Origin of the sequence: Sinomonas atrocyanea, assembly GCF_030811715.1 — a bacterium.
Taxonomy (GTDB): Bacteria; Actinomycetota; Actinomycetes; order Actinomycetales; family Micrococcaceae; genus Sinomonas; species Sinomonas atrocyanea_A.
Genome location: NZ_JAUSRH010000018.1, coordinates 28482 through 48127, shown reverse-complemented (window position 1 = coordinate 48127; position 19646 = coordinate 28482). Strand labels below are relative to the sequence as shown.

The 19646-nt window shown below is 70.2% G+C and carries 16 protein-coding genes; 6 read left to right on the top strand and 10 right to left on the bottom strand.

Features of this window, described 5'->3' with window-relative positions:
• Positions 1–13 precede the first annotated feature (13 nt).
• Positions 14–2371: a transglycosylase domain-containing protein gene (locus J2W21_RS19105; RefSeq protein ID WP_307116098.1), complete on the bottom strand. Its 2358-nt coding sequence runs from the start codon at positions 2369–2371 to the stop codon at positions 14–16.
• A 36-nt stretch (positions 2372–2407) separates the two neighbouring features.
• On the opposite strand from J2W21_RS19105, the gene J2W21_RS19100 reads away from it, so the two are divergent.
• The 3 genes from J2W21_RS19100 to J2W21_RS19090 are packed head-to-tail and all read left to right on the top strand — an operon-like array spanning position 2408 to position 4000.
• Entirely contained in the window at positions 2408–2566 is a 159-nt protein-coding gene (locus tag J2W21_RS19100; RefSeq protein ID WP_084249599.1) for a DUF4177 domain-containing protein, read from the top strand.
• Positions 2563–3075: a RidA family protein gene (locus J2W21_RS19095; protein ID WP_307116097.1), complete on the top strand. Its 513-nt coding sequence runs from the start codon at positions 2563–2565 to the stop codon at positions 3073–3075. The genes J2W21_RS19100 and J2W21_RS19095 overlap by 4 nt, the downstream gene beginning before the upstream one ends.
• Positions 3059–4000, top strand: coding sequence for an NUDIX hydrolase (locus J2W21_RS19090; protein ID WP_307116096.1), 942 nt, complete (start codon positions 3059–3061; stop codon positions 3998–4000). Before J2W21_RS19095 ends, J2W21_RS19090 begins: the two co-directional genes overlap by 17 nt.
• A gap of 88 nt (positions 4001–4088) precedes the next feature.
• Here the strand turns inward: J2W21_RS19090 and J2W21_RS19085 are convergent, their stop codons facing one another.
• Positions 4089–4766 carry a Crp/Fnr family transcriptional regulator gene (locus J2W21_RS19085; RefSeq protein ID WP_066500145.1) on the bottom strand — a complete coding sequence of 226 codons (678 nt, stop codon included), beginning with the start codon at positions 4764–4766 and terminating at the stop codon, positions 4089–4091.
• 170 nt (positions 4767–4936) lie between these two features.
• On the opposite strand from J2W21_RS19085, the gene J2W21_RS19080 reads away from it, so the two are divergent.
• Complete coding sequence (locus J2W21_RS19080; RefSeq protein ID WP_307116114.1) at positions 4937–6118, top strand: MarP family serine protease; 1182 nt, start codon at positions 4937–4939, stop codon at positions 6116–6118.
• 21 nt (positions 6119–6139) lie between these two features.
• Here the strand turns inward: J2W21_RS19080 and aroQ are convergent, their stop codons facing one another.
• Entirely contained in the window at positions 6140–6607 is a 468-nt protein-coding gene (aroQ, locus tag J2W21_RS19075; protein ID WP_307116095.1) for a type II 3-dehydroquinate dehydratase, read from the bottom strand.
• A gap of 260 nt (positions 6608–6867) precedes the next feature.
• Between aroQ and J2W21_RS19070 the strand changes: the two genes are divergently transcribed.
• On the top strand, positions 6868–7809 hold the full coding sequence (locus tag J2W21_RS19070) for a cupredoxin domain-containing protein (RefSeq protein ID WP_307116094.1): 942 nt from the start codon (positions 6868–6870) through the stop codon (positions 7807–7809).
• A gap of 90 nt (positions 7810–7899) precedes the next feature.
• Here the strand turns inward: J2W21_RS19070 and J2W21_RS19065 are convergent, their stop codons facing one another.
• From J2W21_RS19065 to J2W21_RS19040, 6 genes are all read right to left on the bottom strand, one after another.
• Positions 7900–8679 (bottom strand): DeoR/GlpR family DNA-binding transcription regulator, encoded by a 780-nt coding sequence (locus J2W21_RS19065; RefSeq protein WP_307116093.1) that lies wholly within the window; start codon positions 8677–8679, stop codon positions 7900–7902.
• A 2-nt stretch (positions 8680–8681) separates the two neighbouring features.
• A complete protein-coding gene (locus J2W21_RS19060) occupies positions 8682–9590 on the bottom strand; it encodes a carbohydrate ABC transporter permease (RefSeq protein WP_307116092.1) in 909 nt (302 codons plus the stop codon).
• Positions 9587–10498 (bottom strand): carbohydrate ABC transporter permease, encoded by a 912-nt coding sequence (locus tag J2W21_RS19055; protein WP_307116091.1) that lies wholly within the window; start codon positions 10496–10498, stop codon positions 9587–9589. The genes J2W21_RS19060 and J2W21_RS19055 overlap by 4 nt, the downstream gene beginning before the upstream one ends.
• Before the next feature lie 84 nt (positions 10499–10582).
• Positions 10583–11887: an ABC transporter substrate-binding protein gene (locus tag J2W21_RS19050; protein ID WP_307116090.1), complete on the bottom strand. Its 1305-nt coding sequence runs from the start codon at positions 11885–11887 to the stop codon at positions 10583–10585.
• Between the two features lie 85 nt (positions 11888–11972).
• Positions 11973–14054, bottom strand: coding sequence for a beta-galactosidase (locus J2W21_RS19045; RefSeq protein ID WP_307116089.1), 2082 nt, complete (start codon positions 14052–14054; stop codon positions 11973–11975).
• A gap of 116 nt (positions 14055–14170) precedes the next feature.
• On the bottom strand, positions 14171–16387 hold the full coding sequence (locus J2W21_RS19040; RefSeq protein WP_307116088.1) for an alpha-galactosidase: 2217 nt from the start codon (positions 16385–16387) through the stop codon (positions 14171–14173).
• Between the two features lie 125 nt (positions 16388–16512).
• On the opposite strand from J2W21_RS19040, the gene J2W21_RS19035 reads away from it, so the two are divergent.
• Positions 16513–17520 (top strand): LacI family DNA-binding transcriptional regulator, encoded by a 1008-nt coding sequence (locus J2W21_RS19035; RefSeq protein WP_307116087.1) that lies wholly within the window; start codon positions 16513–16515, stop codon positions 17518–17520.
• Between the two features lie 116 nt (positions 17521–17636).
• Here J2W21_RS19035 and acs read toward each other — a convergent pair whose 3' ends face one another.
• Complete coding sequence (gene acs, locus J2W21_RS19030; RefSeq protein ID WP_307116086.1) at positions 17637–19622, bottom strand: acetate--CoA ligase; 1986 nt, start codon at positions 19620–19622, stop codon at positions 17637–17639.
• Positions 19623–19646: the final 24 nt, after the last annotated feature.

The following is a 19646-nucleotide window of genomic DNA, read 5'->3' as shown; positions in this document are numbered from 1 at the left end:
CTGGACCCACGGCTCAGCCGTTCCCGCCCTTGCCCTTGCCGGACGTGGGCTGCGGGGCTGGGGTGGGGGCGGGCTTCTGTGCCGGCGGCTGGACCGGCTGCGGCTTCGGAGCGGGAGCCGGGGCAACGGGCGGGGCCGGCTGCGGATTCTGCTGCTGCTGGAAGCCCTGCTGCTGCGACGTCGACGGGCTCGAGTCCGTGTTCGCGCCGGTGATGAGGTTCTGCGGCGGTGCCTCGAAGGCGCCGTTGTCGTACAGCGGCGCCGCCTTCTGCATGAAGTACGCCCACTGCGGGCCGGCGATGAAGGCGCCGTCCACGGACTTGTAGAAGCGCCCGTTGATCGTGATGTCGCGCCCGATGGTGGACGATGCCGGATCCTTCAGCGCCTCTCCGAAGAAGGAGGCGGTGGCGAGGCCCTTCGTGTACCCGACCACCCAGGTCTGGTTGTTGAAGTTGTTCGTACCGGTCTTGGCCGCGTCGGGGTAGGGCAGCTTGATGGTCTTCCCGCCGGCGTCCTTGATGTTGTAGCCGGAGCCCTTCGTGAGGACGTCCTGGAGCACGTTCGTGGCCGCCCTCGCCACCTCGGGCTTGATCGCGTTCTGCTGGCACGTCGGCGCTTGGCCGCCGATCCGCTTGCCCTGCGCGTCGGTGACGTCGGTGATCGAGATCGGGGTGCAGTACGTGCCGTCGGCCGAGAAGGTGGCGAACGCGCTCGCCATCGTCAGCGGGGCCACGTTCATGCCGCCGAGGAGGTTGCCGAGGTAGTGGAGGTCGAGCTTCTTGCTGTTGCCCTCGCCGTCGTGCATCCCGAGCGCGTCAGCGGCCCGCTGGATGTCGCAGAAGTCGTTCAGGCCGGCGGCGGAGGCGAAGGTCGCGGTGTTGATCGACTGGTAGATTCCCTCGCGCACCGTCATGGGCCGGTACCAGCCCTCTTCGTCGTTCTGGAGGTCGGTGGAGCCCTCCACCGTGTCGTCGTACCAGCCCACCACCGGGTCGCAGGTCGTCTTCCACGGGTAGCCCTTGGGGTAGCGGCGCTGGGACGCGTTGACGACCGCGTTCGTCGACTTGCCCTCGGTCAGCCAGGCCGCCAGGGTCACGGGCTTCATCGTCGAGCCGGGCTGCATGCCTCCGGCGCCGCCGAGCGGGTTGCCGGAGGGATCGCTGCGTTCGACGTTGACGTTGTACGAGGTCACGAAGTTCGACCCCTGGCCGTCCAGCATCCGCGAGTTCTGGGCCATCGAGACGATCTTGCCCGTGCCGGGCTGGACGGTCACGAGGGAGGCCGCCCACTTGAGCGAGTTGGCCCCGGCGGTCGAGTCCACCTGCTGCTGGGCGGGGCCCTGGAGGCGCGGGTCCAGGGTGGTCTTGATAGTCAGGCCGCCGCGCATGATCCGGGCCGTGCGCTCCTTCTCATCGGCGCCGAAAGCCGGGTCGTTGAGGATCTGGTGGAGCACGTAGTCGCAGAAGTACTGCGCCGTCTGGGCGTACGGACAGCCCTGCTTGGGCGGGTTGACCTTGGTCTTCACGGGCGTCGCGACGGCGTCGTCGTGCTGCTTCTGGTTGATCTTGCCGTGCTGCAGCATGGCGTCGAGCACGAGGTCGCGGCGCTTCTTCGACGCCTCGGGGTGCACGGTCGGGTCATACATCGAGGGGCTGTTGACGAGGCCCGCGAGGAGCGCAGCCTGGGGCAGCGTGAGGTTCTTGGCGTCCGTGGAGAAGAAGTACTGGCTCGCGGCCTCGATGCCGTAGGCGTTGGCGTTGAAGAACACGATGTTGAGGTAGCCCTCGAGGATCTGGTCCTTGCTGAACTTCTTCTCGAGCGCGATCGCGAGCTTCATCTCGCGCAGCTTGTCACCGACGCCCTTGTTCAGGCCGTTGAGGAGCACCTCGTCCGCCTTGCCCTGCGCGACGAGGTTCTCGTTGATCACGTTGTTGACGTACTGCTGCGTCAGGGTCGAGGCGCCCTGCCGGCCGCCGCGGAAGTTGGCCGCGAGCGCGCGCAGGATGCCGGTCGTGTCCACGCCGCCGTGCTCGTAGAAGCGGTAGTCCTCGATGGCGACGATCCCGTCCTTGATGTACGGGGACATCTGGTCGAGCGAGACCTTGGTGCGGTTCTCCGAGAACAGCGTGGCGATCTGGGAGCCGTCCGAGGCCAGGATCTTCGTGACCTGCCCCGGCGGCTCGACCGTGAGCTCGCTGGGCAGGCTGTCGAAGAACTGGACCGAGCCGTTGGCCGCGCTGCCGGTGACGGCCGCGGCGGGCACCATGAGCCCCGCCACCAGCACGCCACAGATCGCACTCACACCGAGGAATGCGAGGATCTTTCCCAGAGTGGTGGCCGTGTCAAAGACAGGGTTCTTGCCAGACGCCATGTGGGCCAGTCTAACGGGAGGGGCTAATCTGGCCTCATGACCGCCTGGGAATACGCGACCGTGCCGCTCATCGTCCACGCGACGAAGCAGATCCTCGACCAGTGGGGTGAGGACGGCTGGGAGCTCGTGCAGGTGGTCCCCGGCCCCGGCGGCAACGGACTCGTCGCGTACATGAAGAGGGAGAAGCAGGCATGAGCCAGGACCAGGCCGCGACAGCGGAAGGACACGTCGAGGCCGAGGTGAGCAGCGCCGTCGAGCGCCGCCTCGCAGACTTGGGCCTGACCCTGCCCGAGGTTGCCGCGCCAGTGGCCGCCTACGTCCCGGCAGTCGTGAGCGGCTCGACCGTCTACACGTCCGGCCAGCTGCCGTTCGTCTCCGGCAAGCTCCCGGCCACCGGCAAGGTCGGCGCCGAGGTCAGCGCCGAGGACGCCAAGAAGCACGCCGAGGTGTGCGTCATCAACGCGCTCGCCGCGGTCAAGGCCCAGATTGGGGACCTTGACCGCGTCACGCGCATCGTCAAGGTCGTGGGCTTCGTCGCCTCCGACCCGCAGTTCACGGGGCAGCCCGGAGTCGTCAACGGCGCCTCCGAACTGCTCGGCAAGATCTTCGGCGAGGCCGGCACGCATGCCCGCTCCGCCGTCGGCGTCGCGGTCCTGCCGCTCGACGCCCCAGTGGAGGTTGAGCTGATTGCCGACTTCGCCTAGGCGCCGTTTCACCCTGCCCAAGCGCCTGCAGGGCGCGGCCCGCAGCTGGCTCGATGAAGCCGACCGGGCCCCGCGCAAACCCCGCCTCGCCTCGTCCGTCGCGCTCGTGCGGGACGCCCCCGACGGCACCGAGACCTGGCTGACCTACCGCACGGGCGACTCGCCCCTCGGGGTCGTCGCGTTCCCCGGGGGCTCGGTGGAGAACGCAGACCAGGACTCCTTCGACTGGTTCGGCCCCTCGGTGGGCCAGTGGGCCGAGGTCCTCGGGACCGAGGACTACGCGCTCGCCAGGGTCCACGTTGTCGCCGCCATCCGAGAGCTGTTCGAGGAGACCGGTGTGCTCCTGGCCGGCTCAGACGAGTCCGTGGTGGTGGAGGGCACGAGCACCGCGGACTGGGTCCGTGCGCGCGAGGCCCTCGCCGGCCAGGAGATCGGCTTCGCCGAGCTGCTCGCCAAGCGCGGGCTGGGCCTGCGGACCGACCTGCTGCGCTCGCTCGTGCACTGGGTGACGCCGGACTTCGCGCACCGGCGCTTCGACACCCGCTACTTCGCCGCCACGCTTCCCGTCGGCCAGACCCCTACGCTCCTGCCGAGCAAGGGCGTGTGGGGCCAGTGGGTGAGCGCCGCCACCCTCATGGCGGAGAAGGAGACGAGCGCCCTGGGCGACGAGGTGGGCGAGCCGGACACCCGCGGTCTCGCGCTGCCGGAGCTGCTCGTCCCGGCCACCGAGATCATCCTCGCCAAGATGGCCAAGGCCAGGGGCTGCATCGCCTACCTCAACATCAAGCGGAGCAACCACGTCTACCAGGCCGAGCTCGTCGAGGACGCCGGCCAGCTCTACCTCGAGGTGAGCGCCCCGGGAGCCGTCGTCGCCCCGCCGACCGAGGCGCTGCGCGCCGTCGGCCGCCCGGCCGAGCAGGCGTAGCGCGGGCCGCCCACACTCCGGCACAGCGCGAGACAGAGAAGGAGCCGGACCCGCGACGGGTCCGGCTCCTTCCGCGTTCCGGTGCGGATCAGCGGGAGCGCTGGCGCAGCCGCTGCATGTCCAGGATCACCACGGCGCGGGCCTCGAGGCGGATCCAGCCGCGCTGGACGAACTCGGCCAGGGCCTTGTTGACCGTCTCGCGGGACGCGCCCACGAGCTGGGCCAGCTCCTCCTGAGTGAGCTCGTGGGCCACGAGCACGCCGTCGGTCGCCGGGCGGCCGAAGCGGTCGGCGAGGTCCAGGAGGGCCTTCGCGACACGGCCGGGGACGTCCGAGAACACGAGGTCCGAGAGCGAGTCGTTGGTGCGGCGCAGGCGGCGGGCCAGCGCCTGCAGCAGCTGCGCGGAGACCTCCGGGCGGGACCGGAGGAGCGCCACGAGGGCCTCGTTCTTCAGGCCGGCGAGGCGCGTCTCGGAGACGGCGGTGGCCGTGGCGTTGCGGGGCGCCGGGTCGAAAAGGGCCATCTCGCCGAAGAGCTCGCCGGGGCCGAGGATGGCCACGAGGGACTCGCGGCCATCGGGGGAGGTGCGGCCCAGCTTCACCTTGCCGGAGACGATGAAGTAGAGCTGGTCGCCCTGGTCGCCTTCGCGGAACACCGACGCGCCCCGGGACAGGTCCACCTCGGTGAGCTCATCCGTCAGCAGGCGGAACCCTTCGTCGTCGAGCGTGGCGAAGAGCGGTGCGCGGCGCAGTACCTCGAGGTCCAATTCAGTCTCCTAGTGTCAGTTGCATTCGCTTGCTTGCGCTGGGCTCATTGTTTCAGATACCGCGGACCTTTTGTGACGAACTTGGCAGGCGACACAGCGCAGGGCCCGCGCGAGGACGCGGGGGAGCGGCGTGCGGGCCTCCCAGTCTGGGGTCAGAACCCGTCGGTAGACTGCCGAGGGTGAATCTCCTCGACGTCCTCCTCGTGCTCGTTCTCGTGGGCTACCTCCTCAACGGGATCCGCGCGGGGTTCGTCGTGAGCCTGAGCGGCATCCTCGGCTTCGTGGCCGGCGGCGTGGCCGCCTTCTTCGCCGTGCCGCTTGTGAGCAGCTGGCTCGCGCCGGGCGGGTGGCGCGCGGTCGGGATCATCATCACGGCCGTCCTCCTCATGGCCGCCGGCAACGCGGTCGGCTCCGCACTCGGCCAGCGCATCCGCCGCAGGATCCGCTGGAAGGGGGCCACCGCCGTCGACCGCGGCCTCGGCGGGGTGGTCAGCGTGGTCGTGGCGGCCCTCGTCATCTCGATGACCGCCTTCACCGTCTCGAGCATGGGCGTGCCCCTGCTCACACAGCAGATCGCCGGCTCCACGGTGGTCCGGACGCTCGACGACGCGACGCCGGATCCTGTGAAGGAGCAGGCGGCCGCCCTGCGCGCCTTCGTGATCGGCGACGGCCTGCCCAAGCTGATCGAGGGCATCGCCCCTGCCCAGCCGGTCAAGGTCCCGGACTCCGTGGACACGGCCGCGCTGCGCAGCGCGGCGCCGTCCATCCTCAGGATCACCGGAACCGCGTACCAGTGCGGCCAGAACCAGACCGGCTCCGGCTTCGTGGTGTCCCCCGGGAGGATCGTCACCAACGCGCACGTCGTGGCCGGGGTGAGCGAGCCCGTCGTCGAGCTTCCGGGCGGCGGGGCCCGCAGCGGCCGAGTGGTGTACTTCGACGCGGTGCACGACCTCGCCGTCGTCGCGGTGGACGGCCTCGACGTCGCACCGCTGCAGCTGACCGGCACGAGCCCCGCCGGCACCTCGGCCGCGTTCGGCGGCTACCCCCTCGGCGGCCCCTACCAGCTGCGCCCGGCGGTGGTGCAGGGCACGACGACGGTGCTCGCCCCGGATATCTACGGCAGCAACGAGGTGCCCAAGAGCGTCTACCAGATCTCCGGGAACGTCCAGCAGGGCAACTCGGGGGGTCCGCTCATGACGCTCGACGGGCGCGTGACGGGCGTGGTCTTCGCCAAGAGCGACTCCACGGCGAACGTCGGCTACGCGATCACCATGGAGGAGCTCGCCCCCGTGGCATCGAAGGCCCCCGGTCTCAGCCAGCAGGTCCAGCCCGGCGTCTGCACCAGGAAGTAGCCCGCGGCCGGGAGGGGCCGTCTAGGCCTGGACCGGCCGGCGGGTGGCGGTGAGGTCCGCGAGGTACTCGATCGCGAACCGGTAGCCGAGCACCCCGGCCCCTGCGATCACGGCCCTGGCGATGTCGCTCAGGTAGGAGTGGTGCCGGAACGGCTCCCGGGCGTGGACGTTGGTGATGTGCACCTCGACGAGCGGGAGCTGGACGGCCGCGACCGCGTCCCGGACGGCCACCGAGGTGTGGGTGTAGGCGCCGGCGTTGAGCACGATCCCGAGCGCCGTGCCCCGGGCGGCGTGGATCGCGTCGACGAGCGCGCCCTCGTGGTTCGACTGGAAGCACTCGGCCTCGAGCCCCTGGGCCCGCGCCGCCTCGGCGCACAGCCGCTCGATGTCTGCGAGGGTGTGCGTGCCGTACTTCTCCGGCTCGCGCGTGCCCAGCAGGTTCAGGTTGGGGCCGTTGAGGACGAGGACGGTGCCGCGGGTCTGTGCCATGGACTCACTCTATGGCGTCCCCGCGCCGCGCCGGATTCCCCTTCCTCGGCCGGACGCCGGGGTCTATCCTGTGGTGTGTCCTCGAGGGGGCCACAGGACAGCACCCTGAATCGGCGCGGTCTCGGCGCCGAAGCGGCGGCACCCCCGCTGGAGGCGCACGACGCCGCGTGGCCGGCCCGCACTTTCCGCTCGCCGGCGCTGCCGAGCCGGAGTCCCGCTGGGAGGGCCCGGGCCCGCTGCTTCATTACGGGAGCAGTCCAATGTCACCGTCATCCCGCGCCCGGCTCCGGGCGCCCGCCGTGGTTGCCACGGCCCTGCTCACCCTGCTGATCGGCCTCCTCGGCACCGCCCCGGCGCAGGCCGGGACGGGTTCCGCTGCCGCACGGACCTGGAACGTCCTCGTGGGCGAACAGTCGAAGGACATGGCCATCCAGGGCATGCGATTCCTGCCGGGAGAGATCTGGATCCACCAGGCAGACTCGATCCGATTCGTCTCCAACAGCGCCGAACTCCACACCGTCAGCTACGGGAAGCCGCCGCTTCCCCCGACCTCGATCGCAAACCTCGAGGCCGACGCGTTCAAGCCGGTCGGCGGCCCCCTCTTCGACCCGAAGGCCCGGTGGACCAACTCGGGCGTGATCGCCCCGCCCACGCCGGGGGTCCCGACGGTTCGGACCTATCAGCTCAAGTTCGCCGAATCCGGCACCTTCACGTTCTACTGCATCCTGCACGGCCAGATGATGAACATCGTGGTCCACGTCCGGCACCAGGGGGCTCCGCTCCCGCACAGCCAGGCCTACTACGACCGGCGGGCCCACGCTGAGAGCCGGCACATCATCCGCGACGGGTACGCCCTGATGCACGAGACGATGGAGAGGGCGAGCGCCACACACGTCTTCGTCGGAGCCATGGACGACACAGCCATGGTCATGCGGTTCATGCCGTCGCTGGACCACATCAGGGCAGGGACCACGGTGACGTTCGACATGAGCGCCAACCAGGGCGTCGTCCCGCACACGGTGACGTTCGCCAAGCTCACCGGGCCCGGCGGGAAGCATGTTGACTCCGGCACGCTGCTCCCCAAGGCCGGCGGGGGCCCGGACCACTTCACCTGGACGTTCGGCAAGGCTGGCACCTGGCACTACATCTGCGAGTTCCACGACGACATGGGCATGGTCGGCGACATTGCCGTGAGGTCCTAGCGGGCGCCTTCCCGGCCCTGCCGGCCATGGCGGCAGCGGCGCCCCGCCCGCTCGGGCGAGGCGCCGCCGTCGTGCGCGGGGGAGCGCCGGTCAGCTCTCCGGATGGCCCGCGACCCGCACCGAGGGGATCCGGTCCCGAAGGTGCGAGACCGCGGCGCGCGGCAGGCCGCTGTCGGTGACGAGGCAGTCCGCCTCCTCGAGCCCGCAGATGCTCCCGATGCCCTGGACGCCCCACTTGCTGTGGTCTGCGACGACGACGACGCGCCGGGCCGCTGCGGCGAACGCCTGGTTGGCCTCCGCCTCGAGGAGGTTCGGTGTGGTGAAGCCCGCGTTCTCGTCCATCCCGTGGACGCCCAGGAAGAGGAGGTCGAGGTGGAGGCAGCGGATCGACGCGGTCGCGAGCGGCCCGACGAGGGCGTCCGACGGCGTGCGCTGGCCCCCGGTGAGCAGCACCGTCGAGCCGGACGTCGAGGAGCTGAAGGCCTCCATGACGCGCACGGAGTTCGTCAGGACGGTGATGCGGGGCCCGGCGGCGAGCGCCTTGGCGAGCACCCAGGTGGTGGAGCCCGCGGTCACCCCCACGGCCATGTCCTCGGTGACGAGGGCCGCGGCCTCGAGGGCGATCGCCTCCTTCGCCTCGAGGTTCTGGGTCGACTTGAGGGCGAAGCCGGGCTCGTGCGTTCCGCCTTCCCCGGGGACCATGACGCCGCCGTGGACGCGGGTCAGCAGTCCCGCGTCGCTGAGGGCATCGATGTCCCGGCGGATCGTGACCGCGGAGACCCCGAGGCGCTGGGCGAGGTCGGCGACCTTCACGACGCCCTCGCGCTGGACGGCGTCGAGGATTGCGGTGTGGCGCGCTGCTGCAAGCATCGTCAGCCCTTGCTCGAGCCGAGCGTCAGGCCCGCCACGAACTGGCGCTGCAGCACGAGGTAGATGACGAGGGTCGGGATGACGGTGATGGTGGCGCCGGCCGCGAGCAGGTTGTAGTTGCTGAGGAAGACGCCCTGGAGGTTGTTGATGGCGGTGGTCACCGGGAGGCGGTCGCCGTTCTGGATGAACAGCAGGGGCCAGAAGAAGTCGTTGTAGATGAAGATGACCTCGAGCGTGCCAAGGGCCGCGAACGCCGGCCGGCACAGCGGCATGATGATGGACCAGTACTGGGTCCAGATCCCGGCGCCGTCCACGAGGGCGGCCTCGGTGAGGTCGTGCGAGAGCGCCTTCATGTAGTTCGACAGGACGAACGTGCAGAAGCCGATCTGGAACGCCGTGTCCACGACGATGACCGAGATGTAGGTGTTGAGCAGGGAGCCCGAGTCGCTGAACCAGTACGGCAGCTCGAGGTGCTTGAACATCTGGAACAGCGGTGCCGCGAGGACCTGGGGCGGGAGCAGGTTGCCGGCCGTGAACAGGATGAGCAGGGCGATGTTGAACTTCCAGCTCACGCGGCTGACCGCGAACGCCATGAGCGAGGCGAAGAACAGGGTCAGCACCACGGTGGGCACGGTGATGAGCGCCGAGTTCCAGAAGTACTTCGAGAACCCGCCCTGGTTCCACGCCGTGACGAAGTTGTCGAAGTTGTACGGGCCGGCGATGCTGAAGTAGCCGTGGGCGTTGGTCGACTCGATGGGCCGCAGGGCGGTGTAGAGGGACCAGCCCAGGGGCAGGAGCCACATGACGGCCAGGACGATGAGCACGATGTGGGTCGAGTAGTGGCGCCTGGGCCTCGAGCCCGCGGGCTCGGCGGCGGTGCGGGCCAGACGGGGAGTCGTGAGCGTGGTCATGATTCCTTGGCCTCCTTCCCGAAGGTGCGCGAGAGGTAGAACGTGATCGGCACGAGGGAGATGACGAGCAGGATCGTCGCGAGGGCGGAGCCGACGCCGATCACCTGGCCTTCGCCGACGAGGTTCTGGATGACGAGGGCCGAGATGAGCTCGAGGCCGTTGGTGCCGCGGTTGATCACGTAGACGATGTCGAACGCGCGCAGCGACTCGATGATCGTGATCACCACGATGACGATGTTGATGGGCCGCATGGCCGGGAAGATGACGCGGAAGAAGGTCTGGGCCGCATTCGCTCCGTCGAGGGCGGCAGCCTCCTTCAGGGCCGGATCCACGCCCTTGAGCCCGGCCAGATACAGGAGCATGACGTAGCCGGAATGGCGCCAGGTCGCGGCGATGAGGGCGGCCCAGATGTTGACGCTGCTGTCGCCGAACCAGTCGACGGCCGACGGCGTCCCCGCAGTTCCGAGGAGGAAGTTCAGCAGCCCGTTGTCGCGCTGGTAGAACAGCTGCCAGATGACGCCGACGAGCGCGAGGGAGAGCATGACCGGTGCGAAGAAGATGCTCTGGTAGATCCGGCTTCCGCGGATCTTCTGGTCCAGGAGCACCGCGAGCAGGAGGCCCAGCGGCGTGGCGATGAGCGCGAGGAAGACGAGCCACAGGACGTTGTGCTGGACCGCGGGCCAGAACGGCGGGTAGTCCTTGAACACGAAGGCGTAGTTGTCGGTCCCTGTGGCGTGGATGTCGTTGACGTCGAGGCCGTTCCAGCGGGTGAAGGAGAGGCCGATCGAGAAGAGCGTGGGCAGCCAGACGAAGGCGAGCTCGATGAGCGTCGGGACCGCGACCATGAGGGTCAGGACGATCCTGTCCCGGGTCGAGAGCCGGCGGACTTTGCGGCGGGTGGTGGGCATGGTGATTTTCCTGCGGTGGGAGGGCCCGGCGCGGGCGGAGCGGCATCCGCCCGTGCCGAAAGGTCGCTGCGTTGTGGGCGTTGCCTACTGCGCGGCGTAGAGCGCGGCGGCCTGGGACTCAAGGTTCTTGATGTCCACGCTGCCGTCCTTGATGAACGACTGCAGCGCCGGGATCATCACGTTGTTCGCCATCGCGGGCAGCGCGTCCCGGTCGAAGAACTGGCTGATGTTCTTGGCACCGGCGATCGCGTCAGCGCACTTCTTGTTCAGGGCCGAGAACTTGGACGTGTCCGCGCCCTTGGCGGTGGCGATGTTCGAGGAGTCGACCGAGTAGTACGCGTTCTGCGCCTCCGGCGTGCCCATGAAGGCGAGGAAGTCCTTCGCGACCTGGTTCTGTCCGCCCTTCTTGGACAGGAGGAGGCCGTCGATCGGGGCCTCGATCGAGTCCTGGCCCTCGACCGCGATCTCCGGGAAGGGGAAGAAGTCGATGTCGGCGAGGACCGCCGGATCGGTGAACTGCTGCGTGACGAAGGAGCCGAGCAGGTACATGCCGGTCTTCTTGTCGCCGAGCAGCTTCGCGGCGTCCTGCCAGGTCTGGCCGAGGGCGCCCGGGTCCTGGAACGGCAGGAGCGCCTTCCACGTGTCGAACACGGACTGCACCTTGGGCTGGTTCCACGACTCCTTGTGCGCGCACAGGTCCACGTGGAACTGGTACCCGTTCAGGCGCATGTTGATGTAGTCGAACGTGCCCATGGCCGGCCAGCCGTCCTTGTCGGCAAAGCCGATCGGGATGATGCCGTCGCCCTTCATCTTGGCCGCGAGGGTCTTGAGCTCGTCGAACGTCTTCGGGACGGTGTAGCCCTTCTGCGCCCAGAAGCTCTTCCGGTAGAAGAAGCCCCACGGGTAGTTGTAGTTGGGGACGAAGTACATCTTGCCGTCGGGGCCGGTGGACGCCTTCTTGAGCGCATCGGAGTAGTTCGCGCCGATCTTCTCCCATACGTCGTCGATCGGGGCGAGGAGCCCCTTGCCCGCGTAGTACTGCATGCGGTAGCCGGCGAACCACGTGAAGGCGTCGTCGGGGCTGCCCTGGAGGTAGGAGTTGATCTTGTTCTGGAAGTCGTTGTGGGGGACGGTGTTCGTCGTGACCGTGTCGCCCGACTTCTTCTGGAAGGCGTCGACGACCGCCTGGTAGGCGCGCTTGGGCACATCGTCCGAGGCGGAGGAACCGAAGGTCATGGTCTTGCTGCTGCCGCCGCTGGGGGCCGAGCCGCCGGTGCAGGCGGAGAGGAGCGGGACGCCCGCGAGGCCGACAGCGCCGATCCCGAGGGTCTTCAACAGGGCCCTCCGATCGAAGGTGAGCGAGGAGGAACCGCTGCGCTGGGTGTTCATGTGCTTCTCCTGGGGTGAAGGACGAGGTCTTCTATGACCTGCGTCACACTGGAAATAGTAGGTGTTCGAAAACGTTCAGAAAAGATCAGGAACGAAAGCTTGATCGTCCCGTGACCTTTCCGGGTCCGGCTCCGCTGTCGTCCGCCAGGCGCACGACGGCGACCGCGCCGCCGGGCACAGTCAGCTCGCCGCTGACGGAGGTGCCCGAGAGCAGTTCTGTGCCGCTGGCGGGCACCCGGGCATCGTGGGCGCCGTGGTTGATGGCGAAGAGCCAGGACGCATCCTCCGAGACCCGCAGGACGACCTCGAGATCGTGGCCCGCTGCCGTGGGGGCCGCCGGGCCCAGTGCGGCGTCCTCGAGCACGCGGGGGAGGAACGCGGCGAGCGCTTCGGCATCGGGGGACGTGGCGACGTAGTAGGCGTGCCCGGCGCCGGCGGCGTTGCGCGTCACGGCGGGGGACCCCGCCGTCGGCCCCTCCTCGAAGCGGGCCAGGACCTCTGCCCCGGTGGCGCGGCCGAGCTCGCTCCAGCGGCGGCCGCGCCCGGTCCCCAGCCGCACTGTCTCCGCGGCGCGAAGGGGGAAGAACTCCTCGATCTCGACGCCGAGCAGGTCCCGGAACGCGCCCGGGTAGCCGCGCCCCGCGACGGGATCCATGATGATGTGGTCGTGCTCGTCGACGATGCCCGAGAAGTACGTCAGCACGAGCGTGCCACCGCCCTCGACGTACCGGTGCAGGTTCGCGGCGCCCTCCGCTGTGACGAGGTAGAGCATCGGGGCGACGACGAGGCGGTAGGCGGAGAGGTCGTCGGTGCTCTGCCGGACGTCCGCCGTGACGCCGCGGCGGTAGAGCGCGTCGTGCCAATCGCGCAGTTCGCGGACGGGCTGGGCCTCGATGCTCGGATGGGAGTCGAGCTCGGCGCCCCAGCGGGCATCGGTGTCGAAGAGGAGCGCCGCCTCCGCCGCCACCCGCGACCCCGCGACCTCGGAGGCCGAGCGCAGAGCCTTCCCGAGTTCGACGACCTCCCGCCAGACCTTGGTGTCCGTACCGGCGTGGGGGACCATGCCCGAGTGGTACTTCTCGGCGCCGGCCCGGGAGGCGCGCCACTGGAAGAACATGATCCCGTCCGCGCCCCTGGCCAGGTGCTGGAAGGAGTTGCGGAGCATCTCGCCCGGCGCCTTGGCGATGTTGCGCGGCTGCCAGTTCACGGCCGAGGTCGAGTGCTCCATGAGCAGCCACGGGCGCCCGCCCGCCCAGCCCCGCGTCAGGTCGGCCGTGAGGGCGAGGTCCTGGTAGTTCCGCACGTCCTCCGCGATGAGGTAGTGGTCGTTGGAGACGATGTCCATGCTCGCGGACCAGCGCCAGTAGTCGATCGGTGCGGCCAGTCCCATGTTGGTGCCCATGAAGTTGGTGGTGACGGGCTTGTCCGAATGTGCCCGGATGATCGCGGCCTCGGCCTCGAAGCACTCGAGGAGCGAGTCGGAGGAGAAGCGCGCGAAGTCCAGCTGGTGCGTGGGGTTGACCCAGGTGCCCGAGCGCCGCGGCGGCATGATCTCCGCCCAGGCGTAGTAGTGCTGGGACCAGAACGCCGTTCCCCAGGCATCGTTGAGAGCCTCCAGCGTGCCGTACCGGCGCTCGAGCCAGGCCCGGAAGCCGCGCGCGGCGTGCGGTCCGTAGTCGGGCTGGTTGTGGCAGCCGTACTCGTTGTGCACGTGCCACATCGCCAGCGCCGGGTGGCCTGAGTAGCGCTCGGCGATCGCGGTGGTCAGCGCCGCGGCGGCGCGCCGGTAGTCCGGCGAGCAGGCAGCGAAGGCCTGGCGGGAACCATGGGTCTGGCGGACGCCATCCGCGCTGACGGGAGCGGAGTCCGGGTACCTCACGGTGAACCACGGTGGCGGGGAGGCGCTCGCGTTGGCGAGGTCCACCGCGATGCCGTGGGTGTGCAGGAGATCCATCACCCGGTCGAGCCAGCCGAACTCGTACCGGCCTTCCTCGGGCTCGAGGAGGGCCCACGAGAAGATGCCGAGGCTGACGAGGTTGACGCCTGCCTCCCGCATGAGCTCGACGTCCCGTTCCCACACCTCCTCGGGCCACTGCTCCGGGTTGTAGTCCGCGCCGAAGGCGATGCGGGGTGCCCCGTCGCCGAGGCGGCGGGTGAGATCGGTCATGTCCATCAGGAGGCCTGTCTCTTGCTCGGAAGGGCTTGGTGGGCGGTCACGCTCGATGGGTACTGAGTGTGACCGCCGTCACCTAGGGTAGGCGATCCGAACAGAAACGTACAGAACTAATCAGAAACGGACTGTTCTGTGACCTTGGCCTCGATCAGGAGCGCGTGCTCCGGGCGGAGGATCGGCAGGGGCAGACCGACCTCGGCGAGGAATCGGCCGGACGCCGTGGCCCCCGCGGCGATCCATCGCGGGGGCGCGGTCTGGGTGAAGCTGTCGGCCCAGTCGGCGTCCTCGGGTGTCGGGAGCGCCGCGCGCACCCGGTAGGTCCGCTCGGGGTCGAGCCCGGGCACAGCGACCCGTCCGGGAGCCTCCGCCATGAGGGTGCCCAGGGAGACGGCTGCGAAGAGTCCCTCGGTGCCGCTCTGGGAGACGACGCCGTGCAGCCGGAGGTTGGGTTCGCCGAGGTCTGCGTTGATCCGGACGCCCGAGTGGATCAGGCCGCGGTGGCGCTTGTAGAGCGCGATGGCGCGCCGGAGCGTCTCGCGTTCGGCCGGGGTGGCCTGGCGGATGTCCCACTCCAGGCCGAAGTGGCCGAACAGGGCGGTGATGGCCCGGAACGAGATGTCGTGGACGCGGCCGGTCGTGTGCGAATGCGTGGGCCCGACGTGGGCGCCCACGAGCTCGGGCGGCAGGACGGCCTGGGTCCAGCGCTGGATGGTCTGGCGTTCGAGGGCGTCGTTGCAGTCCGAGGCCCACACTCGGTCCGTGCGGGCGAGGATGCCGAGGTCCACCCGGGCCCCGCCGGAGGAGCAGGACTCGATCTCGACGTGCGGGTGGGCGGCCCGGAGCGCGTCGAAGAGTCGGTAGGCGGCGAGGGTCTGCTCGTGCACCGAGGGCCGGCCGGCGTGGCCGTGCTCGGTCAGGTCGCGGTTCTGGTCCCACTTCAGGTACGCGATGTCGTTCTCGCCCAGGAGGGCATCGAGGCGGTCGTAGGTGTACTGCCAGGCGTCCGGGTTCGCCAGGTCGAGGATGTGCTGGTGCCGCCACTCGAGGGGGAGCCTGCCGCCGTCGGCGGCCGCCGCAGCGGTCGGGCGCACGATCCAGTCGGGATGGGCCCGGGCCACGTCGGAGTCGAGGTTGACCATCTCGGGCTCGACCCACAGCCCGAACTCCATGCCCAGGCCGGTGACCCTCTCGATCAGCGGCGTCAGTCCCTCGGGCCACACGGTCTCGTCGACGTACCAGTCCCCGAGGCCCGCGTGGTCGTCGCGGCGCCCCCGGAACCAGCCGTCGTCGAGGACGAAGCGCTCCACGCCGAGCTCGGCAGCGGACTCGGCGAGCTCGAGCAGCGGCTCGAGCCGGTGGTCGAAGTACACGGCCTCCCAGGTGTTGAGCACGACAGGGCGGACGCGGCCGGCGGTGGTGCCGACGTGGCTGGGCCGTGCCCGGAACCACGCGTAGAAGGCCTCGGTGATCCCGTCGAGGCCGCGGTCGGAGAAGGCCGCGTACAGGGTGGGGGTGCGGTAGGCCTCCCCGGGGGCGAGGACCACCTCGCCCGGGCCCAGCAGCTCCGCCGCACCGAGTGTCCGGCGCCCGTCGGCGAGCGAGTCGAGGTACTGCTCGTGGTTGCCGGACCAGGCGAAGTGCACGGCCCAGACCCGGCCCGCGCGGTTGGAGAAGCCGGCGGAGCCGGCAGCAAGGAGGAGCGAGGAGTCATGGCCCGTGCGCCCGTGGCGGCCCGAGCGGACCCACGTGCCCTGGCCGACGCGGTGCCGCTGCGGATGGTTCTCGCGGCACCAGCGCCCCGTGAGGTCCAGGAGCTCGACGGCCTCCCCCGGCACCGGGAGCACGGTGCCGAGCTCGTCGAGGCAGTAGGGGGTGGTCCCGGTGTTCGCCAGCTCGTGGGAGAGCTCGAGGAGCCCCCCGCTGTGCAGCGTGAGCTCCGAGATCACCTGCACGCCTGCGTCGGGGTCGGCCTGGACGATCCGCGCCCCGCGCCCGCCCGGTGTCGCCTCGGCCGAGACCACGCGGAGGGCGGGCGAGAACGCGAAGCCGGGCACCGCGCCGTCGTGCGCGCCCCCACCTGCAGTGCCCGAGAGGGCCAGCCGTGACCCGCGCAGCCCTGGGCGGCCCGGCCAGCCCGACGATGACTGCGGAAGGAGCCCCGCGATCACCGGCACGTCCAGCGCCGAATGCGGGATCGGCGGAGTCAGGAGGTCGAGGTCGGGGAGGGAGTCGCCGAGGTCGGCGCCCCAGTGGACGATCTCGACCTCCCCGGAGTGGAAGGCGACGAGGACGCTGGTGCCGGCGGCGCGCAGGTGCAGGGGGTCCATGGGGACCTGCTTTCGTGGGACGTGGTGGACGGGATCCGACGCGGGACTGCCCGCAATCTACACGAGTAACCCCGGCAGTCCAAGGGGGTCCCTTCCTCGCGGGCCTGGCCCTTCGCGCGGCTAGCATGGTCGCCATGCGCCATCCCGCAGCGAAGCCGCCCCCCACCCGCACGGACGTGGCCCGGCTCGCCGGCGTGAGCACTGCGGTGGTCAGCTACGTGGTGAACGGCGGCCCCAAGAAGGTGGCCCCCGGGACCGAGGCCCGGGTGCGGGAGGCCATCGCTGCTCTGGGGTACCGGCCCAACGCCGCGGCGCGCGCCCTCAAGCTCGGCTCGAGCGAGATGCTCGGCATGATCGTGCCGGACACCACCAACCCGTTCTTCGTCATGCTCGCGCACGCTGTCGAGCTTGCCGCCGCCGAGCGCGGCTACGCGCTGCTCATCGCCAACTCGGATGCCTCCGTCGAGGCCGAGCGCCGCCACGTCGAGAGCCTCGCGAGCCGGAGGGTGGACGGCGTGTTCCTCTCGAGCGTGCTGTTCGAGCCGGACCTGCGCGGACTCGAGTCCGCCGACATCCCGGTGGTCCTGCTCAACCACAGCCTCGACAGCCCGGGGTTCGCGTCCGTCGGAGTGGACCTGCGCGGCGGCGGGCGGGCCGCAGCCGAGCACCTCGCGGCGCACGGCCACCGCGACATCGCGCTCGTCATGGGCACCACCACCGGCGGCGGCCTGGACGGGCGCGAGGCCGGCTGGCTCGACGGAATCCGCGCCGCGGGCCTCGCCCCGGGCACGGTGATCAGGGCCCCCTTCCGCCGCGGGGCCGGCTACCGGCTCGGCCTCGAGCTCGCGGCGTCCTCCGACCGGCCGACGGCGCTGTTCGCGAGCTCGGACCTCCTCGCGGTCGGGATCCTGAGGGCCTTCCACGAGTCGGGAGTGCGGGTCCCCGAGGACGTCGCGATTGTCTCGTTCGACGGCTCTGAGGAAGCGGAGTACAGCTGGCCGGCGCTGACCACGCTCGTCCAGCCGATCGCCGAGATGGCCGCCGCAGCCGTCGAATCCCTCCTGGGCGGCGGCCCCGCGACCAGCCGCATCTTCCCCCCGGAGCTCGTGCGCCGCGCCTCGTGCGGCTGCTAGCGGCGCGGACGACGGCGCGGCCTCGCCGATGTGGGCGACGCCACCACACGCGACGGCGCCCCACCGCGAGCGGTGGGGCGCCGTCGTCGTCCGCGGGTTGCCTTCCGCGGCCGGATCTACTTGCGCAGGTCCTGGGCGATCTTGTGCATGACCGTCGGGTCCGCGAGGGTCGTGGCGTCGCCGGGGTCGCGGCCCTCGGCCACGTCCTTGAGCAGGCGGCGCATGATCTTGCCCGAGCGGGTCTTGGGCAGCTCCGGGACCACGAGGATGTGCCGCGGCTTCGCGATCGGGCCGATCTCGTGCCCCACGTGGGCGCGCAGAACGGCCGCGGGGTCCTCGCCCTCGGGGATGCTCGCCTCCCCGCGCAGGATCACGAAGGCCACCACGGCCTGGCCGGTGGTCTCGTCGGCGGCGCCCACCACCGCCGCCTCGGCGACCCAAGGGTGGGAGACGAGCGCGGACTCGATCTCGGTCGTGGAGAGGCGGTGGCCCGAGACGTTCATGACGTCGTCGACGCGGCCCAGGAGCCAGATGTCGCCGTCGTCGTCCTTCTTCGCCCCGTCCCCGGCGAAGTACATGCCCTCGAAACGGGACCAGTAGGTGTCCTTGAACCGCTCCGGGTCGCCCCAGATGGTGCGCAGCATCGCCGGCCAGGGCTTGCGGATCACGAGGAAGCCGCCGTGGCCGTCGGGCACGGGCTGGCCAGCCTCGTCCACGACGTCCACCGCAATGCCCGGGAGCGGAACCTGCGCCGAGCCCGGCTTCGTGGCGGTGATGCCGGGCAGCGGCGCGATCATGATCGCGCCGGTCTCGGTCTGCCACCAGGTGTCCACGATCGGCGCGCGCTCCTCCCTGCGGCCGCCGTTGCCGCCGATCACCTCGCGGTACCACATCCACGCCTCGGGGTTGATGGGCTCGCCCACGGAGCCGAGGACCCGGATCGAGGAGAGGTCGTACTTGGCCGGGATGTCCGAGCCCCACTTCATCATGGTGCGGATCGCCGTGGGGGCGGTGTAGAGGACCGAGACCTTGTACTTCTGAACGATCTCCCACCACCGGCCCTGGTGCGGCGAGTCCGGCGTGCCCTCGTACATGACCTGGGTGGCGCCGTTCACGAGGGGGGCGTAGGCGACGTACGAGTGGCCGGTCACCCAGCCGATGTCCGCGGTGCACCAGTAGACGTCCGTCTCCGGCTTGAGGTCGAACACGGCCGAGTGCGTGAACGCGGTCTGGGTCAGGTAGCCGCCCGTGGTGTGCAGGATGCCCTTCGGCTTCCCCGTGGTGCCGGACGTGTAGAGGATGAACAGCGGGTGCTCGGCGTCGTGGCCCACGGCGGTGTGCTCGGCGGAGGCTGCCCCCATGACCTCGGACCAGTCCAGGTCGCGGCCCTCGGTCCAGGCCACGTCCTGGCCGTTGCGCCGCACGACGACGACGTGCTGCACCGTGTGCCCGTCCTCGGCGAGGGCCTCGTCCACCGCAGGCTTGAGCGGGCTGGGCTTGCCGCGGCGGTAGGTCCCGTCCGCGGTGACCACGAGCTTGGCCTCCGCGTCGTCGATGCGGGAGCGGAGCGCCTCGGAGGAGAAGCCCCCGAACACGACCGAGTGGATCGCGCCGATGCGCGCGCACGCGAGCATCGTCACGACGGCCTCGGGGATCATCGGCAGGTACACGGCGACGCGGTCGCCCTTGGCGACCCCGAGCGACTCGAACGCGTTCGCCGCGCGCTTGACGCGCTCGGTCAGATCGGCGTACGTGATCGTCTCGGTGTCGCCCGGCTCGCCCTCGAAGTGGATCGCGACCCGGTCGCCGAGGCCGTTCTCGACATGCCGGTCGAGCGCGTTGTAGGCGGCGTTGACCTCCCCGCCGACGAACCACTTCGCGAAGGGCGGGTCGGACCAGTCCAGCGTCTGGGAGAAGTCCTTCGACCAGGTGAGGCGCTCGCGGGCCTGCGCGGCCCAGAAGGCCTCGGGATCAGCGTTCGCCTCGGCATAGATGCCTTCGTGGACGTTCGCCGCCGCCGCGAACTCGGGGGAGGGCGCGAACTGGCGCTTCTCCCGGAGCAGGTTCTCGAAGGCGTCGCCCGTGACGGTTTCGTGGGCCATGGTGTCCTTTCGGCTCGTTCCTCG